Source organism: Wolbachia endosymbiont of Nomada ferruginata (genome assembly GCF_001675785.1).
Lineage (GTDB): Bacteria > Pseudomonadota > Alphaproteobacteria > Rickettsiales > Anaplasmataceae > Wolbachia > Wolbachia pipientis.
The window spans coordinates 1-6,075 of sequence record NZ_LYUY01000081.1 but is presented as its reverse complement, the minus strand read 5'-3'; the positions used below and the strand labels follow the sequence as shown (position 1 = coordinate 6,075).

The 6,075-nt window shown below is 36.9% G+C and carries 6 protein-coding genes; 2 read left to right on the top strand and 4 right to left on the bottom strand.

Annotated features, from left to right (window positions below; all coding sequences use genetic code 11):
* Positions 1-595: 595 nt before the first annotated feature.
* The 3 genes from BA053_RS04905 to BA053_RS07705 all read right to left on the bottom strand — a co-directional run bounded on the left by BA053_RS04905 (position 596) and on the right by BA053_RS07705 (position 3,403).
* Positions 596-2,074, bottom strand: coding sequence for a UbiD family decarboxylase (locus BA053_RS04905; RefSeq protein ID WP_065095405.1), 1,479 nt, complete (start codon positions 2,072-2,074; stop codon positions 596-598).
* 95 nt (positions 2,075-2,169) lie between these two features.
* Complete coding sequence (locus tag BA053_RS04900; RefSeq protein ID WP_065095106.1) at positions 2,170-3,240, bottom strand: Fic family protein; 1,071 nt, start codon at positions 3,238-3,240, stop codon at positions 2,170-2,172.
* 10 nt (positions 3,241-3,250) lie between these two features.
* Positions 3,251-3,403 carry a hypothetical protein gene (locus BA053_RS07705; protein ID WP_167347041.1) on the bottom strand — a complete coding sequence of 51 codons (153 nt, stop codon included), beginning with the start codon at positions 3,401-3,403 and terminating at the stop codon, positions 3,251-3,253.
* 258 nt (positions 3,404-3,661) lie between these two features.
* Here BA053_RS07705 and BA053_RS04895 point away from each other — a divergent pair, with 258 nt between their 5' ends.
* Complete coding sequence (locus tag BA053_RS04895) at positions 3,662-4,420, top strand: DsbA family protein (protein ID WP_065095105.1); 759 nt, start codon at positions 3,662-3,664, stop codon at positions 4,418-4,420.
* Positions 4,421-4,610: 190 nt separating this feature from the next.
* A complete protein-coding gene (locus tag BA053_RS04890) occupies positions 4,611-5,207 on the top strand; it encodes a TIGR02217 family protein (protein WP_065095104.1) in 597 nt (198 codons plus the stop codon).
* 130 nt (positions 5,208-5,337) lie between these two features.
* On the opposite strand, the gene BA053_RS04885 is transcribed toward BA053_RS04890, so the two are convergent.
* Positions 5,338-6,027 (bottom strand): GTPase Era family protein, encoded by a 690-nt coding sequence (locus BA053_RS04885; RefSeq protein WP_245611597.1) that lies wholly within the window; start codon positions 6,025-6,027, stop codon positions 5,338-5,340.
* Positions 6,028-6,075: the final 48 nt, after the last annotated feature.

The following is a 6,075-nucleotide window of genomic DNA, read 5'->3' as shown; positions in this document are numbered from 1 at the left end:
GGTTAGTTGCAAGTTAAAAGCAGCTAAATCGCTCTTAATCAAGCGTTTTAGAATAAAAAAAACGCCGATATTTTAGTACATAGTAAATAGCCAACCACCACGGGGCTTCTTTTGCCTTTTTTTTCGTTTGGTAAATTTCTTAACGTTTATGGCTAAAGATTACACGAATGTTGCAATTACAAAAGCGTTTCTACTAGGAGGGTGTCATCTCAGTGCCCAGATACTGGGATCCAGGATTTTGATTAGCATTAAGTTGGTGAGCATATAAAGTGTTATGTTAAAATATAACGTTTTTACGGAAAGTCTGGATCCCAGTGCTTGACACTGGGATGACACCTCTGGGCACTACCGTCATAAAGGAACCAGTGTCAGTTACTTGGATGACACCATTCTTTTTTCTGGATTCCAGACTGGAATGACACCGTCTTGGATGGGAACCAGTGTCAAGCTACTTGCATGACACCATCATAAAGTGTCACACGCTAGGATGACAAAAAAAAGGGCACTGTGACGGACTTAAATCACAATTATCAGTTAATACTAATCGCGGCATTACAAAAAACGCCAAACTTTTTTCTGCTTTTATGCAAGAAGCCTAGTCCATATATTCTTCCCACTTCTCCGTAACTTTTCTTACTATTTCCTCACTCATCCCAATTTTCTTTCCCCACTCTCGTTTGGTTTCAGGCGGAATTTTGTTTGTCGCATCAAATCCCATTTTACCTCCCAGGCCGCTTTCAGGGGAAGCAAAGTCTAAATAATCAATAGGTGCATTTTCTATCATGATTGTATCACGCACAGGGTCCATCCTTGTTGACATTGCCCACATCACTTCCTTCCAATCACGTATATTTATATCATCATCAACAACGATAATAAACTTCGTGTATAAAAACTGCTTTAGAAAAGAAAGTATGCCCATAACAATTCTTTTTGCCTGCCCTGGATAGGATTTTTTTATCGACACTACCGCTATTCTATATGAGCAACCTTCCGGCGGCAGATAAAAATCCACTATCTCTGGAAATTGATTAATAAGAATGGGCACGAAAATTTCATTGAGTGCTTCACCAAGAATCGATGGTTCATCAGGTGGCTTGCCAGTGAAAGTGCTAAGATATATCGGGTTTTTACGCATTGTAATTGCAGTAATGTTAAATTCTGGAAATTGCTCAACAGAATTATAGTAGCCAGTGTGGTCTCCGTATGGCCCTTCGTCTTGATATCTATCCAAACTCACATAGCCTTCCAGAACGATTTCCGCGTGAGCTGGCACTTGAAGTGGAATAGTCTTACAATTTACAAGCTCAAGCGGCTTCTTTCGCAGTAGTCCAGCAAATTGGTATTCTGACAATGTTTCTGGCACTGGGGTTACTGCAGCAATAATCGTTGCAGGATCACTACCGATCACAGCAGCAGCAGGAAATTTCATATTTTGTTCCTTCTCTTTCCATCGTTTGTGGTGACCTGCACCACCACGATGTGCAAGCCAACGCATTAGAGTCGTTTTTTTATCTATGACCTGCATACGATATATTCCAAGATTGAAATTATCTTGTTTGTCTCTCGTGGGGCCTTTTGTTACCACAATCGGCCAGGTGATAAGTGGTGCAGGTTCATTTGGCCAGCATGTTTGAATGGGCAGTAGACTTAGGTCCACTTCATCTCCGGTTAGCACTACCTCTTGACATGGAGCTTTGTTCACGACTTTACTTCGCATCGATAACACGACTTTTAGCAGAGGAAACATCTTCATAGCATCTTTAAAGTTTTTTGGCGGCTCAGGTGATTGCAAAAATGCTAAAAGTTTACCAAGATCTCTTAGCTCACCAGGATTTATGTTCAGTCCCAAGGCAATTCTTTCAATAGTACCGAATAAATTCACTAAAACTGGAATCGAATTTTTGCCGTTTTCTGTGACAACATTTTCAAAGATGATAGCTGGTCCTTTGTTTGACAAAACTCTGCGGTGAATTTCTGTCATTTCAAGAACAGTTGAAACCTCCTCCTTAATCCTAATCAGATCTTTTTTTTCCTCTAAGGCTTTAATGAAGTCACGTAAGTTGTTGTACATATTCCAGTTTTTAAAATTTTAAGTTTACATTTAGTTTTCAAGCACTTTATTGAAATTTGACCTATGCACTACTTTCCTGCCTAGCGAGCTTTCAGTTAATTTGAGATCAAATCCTCATATTGCTTACTAAGTTTGTATTTCCTTCCTCTATTGGAAAAATCTACAATCTTGATAAACCCCATTTCCACCCACTTTTTACAAAGTTGCGCACTGGTACGAGGCTTAAAATTAAATAGTTCGCCAACCTGACTAGCTGTAATAGCGGAAAACTCCTGGAAGAGCTCAAGAGCTTTGCGTTGTTTAGGATCAAGCTTACGTATAAGATCAGTCTGATCAGTGTGGTATTCTTCTTCATTTATACGTTGTAAAACGTTCTCAAATGAATTTGCCATACCTTCTACGAAATACTCCACCCACTTAGTGATATCTGCTTCAGCTCGTCCCATGTAATAATTGTGCGATGTTATTGCTTCATAATAAGCCCCTAGATTTTTAGCATAATATTCTTCCAATGAGTAAAGCCCTTTTAGGTCATATCCACCAAGGTGTAAAATTAATGTAGTCAACAATCTTGCAGTACGACCATTACCGTCATAGTAGGGGTGAATTGTTACAAATTGATAATGAGCAATACCTGCAATAACTGGGCAAGGCACTTGCTCACTGTCACAAATCCAATCAATCATACTGCTCATGAGCTTTGGTATATCCTTTGCTTCAGGTGGCATATAAATTATTGCACGTGTACGGCTATCACGAATAACGTTTTGACCATTACGATAAGAGGTTGGCTTCACTTTAGATTTTCCACTTGCCATTACTAGGGCATGAAGCGTTTGAATGGCTTTCTCAGTAATAGGGATCGTTCTCGCTGCCCATTGTTCAACTTGGGTTAAAGCTGCATAATATCCTTTAACCTCATTTTCATCTCTCCTATATTTTGGAAAGTGGCTTTTACCACTTAAAACCTCTTCAATCTGTTTAGGCTCAAGTCGATTTCCTTCAATCATAGTAGAGTAGTGTGTTGTATAGAGCCGTGCAGTTTCACGAAGGGACGAGAGCATCGATACAGTGAGTGGCAAATGTAACACTTTTTCTTTTGCTGCTTCAATCTTCATAAGGCAATTAGCAATTTTAGAAGTAATCGTATAATTTGGCATCGGCATAATATCTGCATTACATTATTTCTATATTATGCTGATAAAATGCAGATAATACAACATTTACACGACGCCGACCATAAACAGCAATAAATTCGGCTGATTGAGAAAGAAGTTTGTCTTGTAGAATAGCTATTTCTTTTTCTCTACCAATTATTGGCTCGTTCATATGTTTATTCCACGGAAAATTATACACAGCGGAAACAACTTAAATCTACGCTCCGCGCGCCTCTGCTACCAAGCCTTCTGATGAGCTTTTCAGTAATGTGCTTGAGTTTCATTGTACGTAAAGTTTGTACTTGCAGCAAAATTGGCTATAAAATACACTTGATACAAATGTTTTTATGTATTAACATTAGATGCTTCTTTTAATATACAGATAAATGTGTACTAAAAGTTTTATGTTGTAGGTTTTTAAATAAATTGTATGTCTAGGGTATCGTTTTTATTAATTTTAATAATAGCAATAGCAAGCTTGCCGATAATAAATAATTGGCTCTCAAATCGCAGCCAAATGCTAAACGATGATTATATAGGTGAGAAATTAGATAATTATATAAGTAGAAATTTTGATAAGATCATAAAAACTCTCAAAGAGGAGTCGATTAAAAGTAGTTACGCTGCTCGAGATAATGTAACCAAAAGTAAAATTTCACAATACAAGGATCAAATATTTGACCTTACTTATCCTTACTCCGGAAATGAAAATAGTAGTGTTATAGCTGTAGGCTTCCTTGACTATTCTTGTGGACATTGCAAAGCTATAAAGAATGATATAAAGCAGTTAATTAACGACGGCAAAATTAAGTATATCTTTAGGGATGCTCCAATACTTGGTAACGCTTCTTTAAAGGCAGCAAAAAGTGCTTTAGCTGTCTATTTTCTCGATAAAGAAAAATATTTCGATTTTCACCATGCTGCTTTAAGTCACAAAGGAGAATTTTCAGACGAAAGCATATTGGATATAGTGAAAAACATAGGGATTGATGAGGACGATTTTAATAATTCCATGAAAAATAATGCAGACAAAATTGAGCAAATGATAAATGGCAGTAAGCTCCTAGTAAGAGATTTGGGAGTAGGTGGTACACCTTTTTTAATAATTGGAGATAGCCTGTTTGTAGGAGCAACTGATTTGAATGTATTACGCAAAAAAGTAGATGAATTAAGTCACAAGCAAGGCTAGTTTCAATTTGCCATAAAATTTTATTTTTTTGCTTGACAACTCAAATGAACCTTAGTACAGTAGTTGTGGGTATGACAGCAGTTTAACTCAGTGGTCTCATCCACTTTCCATAGCGTCATTTACTATGTGAAATGCTTTCAAATTACAACATTTTCTTCAACCAAACTATTTTACTTTCACAGGAGGGCATATGTCATTCACAGAAATTAGATTTCCAGAAAATATATCTTATGGTTCCGCTGGAGGACCGGAATTTTCCACTGACGTTGTAACAACTCACAATGGTTGTGAACAGCGCAACATCAATTGGTCTCATGCACGCACTAGATACAATATAGCTTACGGAGTCAGATCAAACGAGCAGCTATTAGAACTAATAACATTTTTTCATGCACGAAAAGGTAAAGCAATAGGGTTTCGTTTTAAGGACTGGTCGGATTTTATAGCCATCAATCAAGAGATTGGTATAGGAGATAACAAAAAAACGACTTTTCAGCTAATCAAAACTTATGTAAGTGGGGAAGATAAGCATATACGCATGATCAAAAAGCCAGTACATGGGACAGTAAAGATTTATTTAAATGGTAAAGAAGAGAGTGAATATTCAGTAAATTATTCAACGGGAGAAATAACATTTATGAAGCCACCAGTAAAAGATGCGATAATCACTGCGAGCTTCGAATTTGATGTGCCCGTACGCTTTGATACAGATTACTTAAACGCTTCTATTGATGACTATGGAAGCAATAGCTGGAATAATATCCCCTTGGTGGAAGTGAAATTTTAGTTATGAGCAAGCATAGATCTACATCATAGTAGGGCTATTAGTCACCATAAATTGAAAAAATTAAGCACCACTGAGGCTCTATATTTAAATGAGCCTCAGTATATGCAATTATTTTAAACTTTATCACCAGCTATATACTACAATGTTGCTGAGCTTTGCTAACATTTACACTTGAAGCTTGGGGAGATTCTAACTCAGTGCTTTTTTCTTCCTGCAAAATAGAAAGCTTCAACAACTCCTTTAGAGTTGATTTTGCAAGTGTTGTATCATCTTTGTTTAAGATGTAGTCTAGCATGCCGTTTTTCTGTAAGAGATTAACAAAATATCTATCTCCCTCATTAAGAACCTCTATCTTGTTAATACAAGATAATACTAAATCCGAATTCTTTGTTGCTAAAATTCCATTCAAAAAGATATCTAATTTTGTTTTGTCTTCAGTCAAGTCTCTAGCTAACCTATTTCTGATGTTATCATTATCAAGCACAGTGTACTCGAGGTACGAGCAAGGCTCAATAAGTATAAAGTCCTCTAAAGGTACTAGTTCTAAACAGTTGTCAGCATAAGCAAATATTCCACACTCAGTAATACGCCCTCTTCTTCTCACAACACAGCACTTGGGAAGACCATGATACATTGATAACAAAGAAAAAAGACGTATTATACTTGTACCTCTATCTTTCATTTCCTCGAAAAGCTTCCTATCATTTATTAATTTGTGCAAAATGTAATCCATAGCAGGACCTGGTTTGCGGAAATGAAACATATTATTCTCTTCAAAAATGGCCTCAGAGGTTGTCCGGAAACAAGTAAATTCAAGCATATTCCCTCTTTAACATAACCCTACTCATAGCTAGGTATATGAAATTCT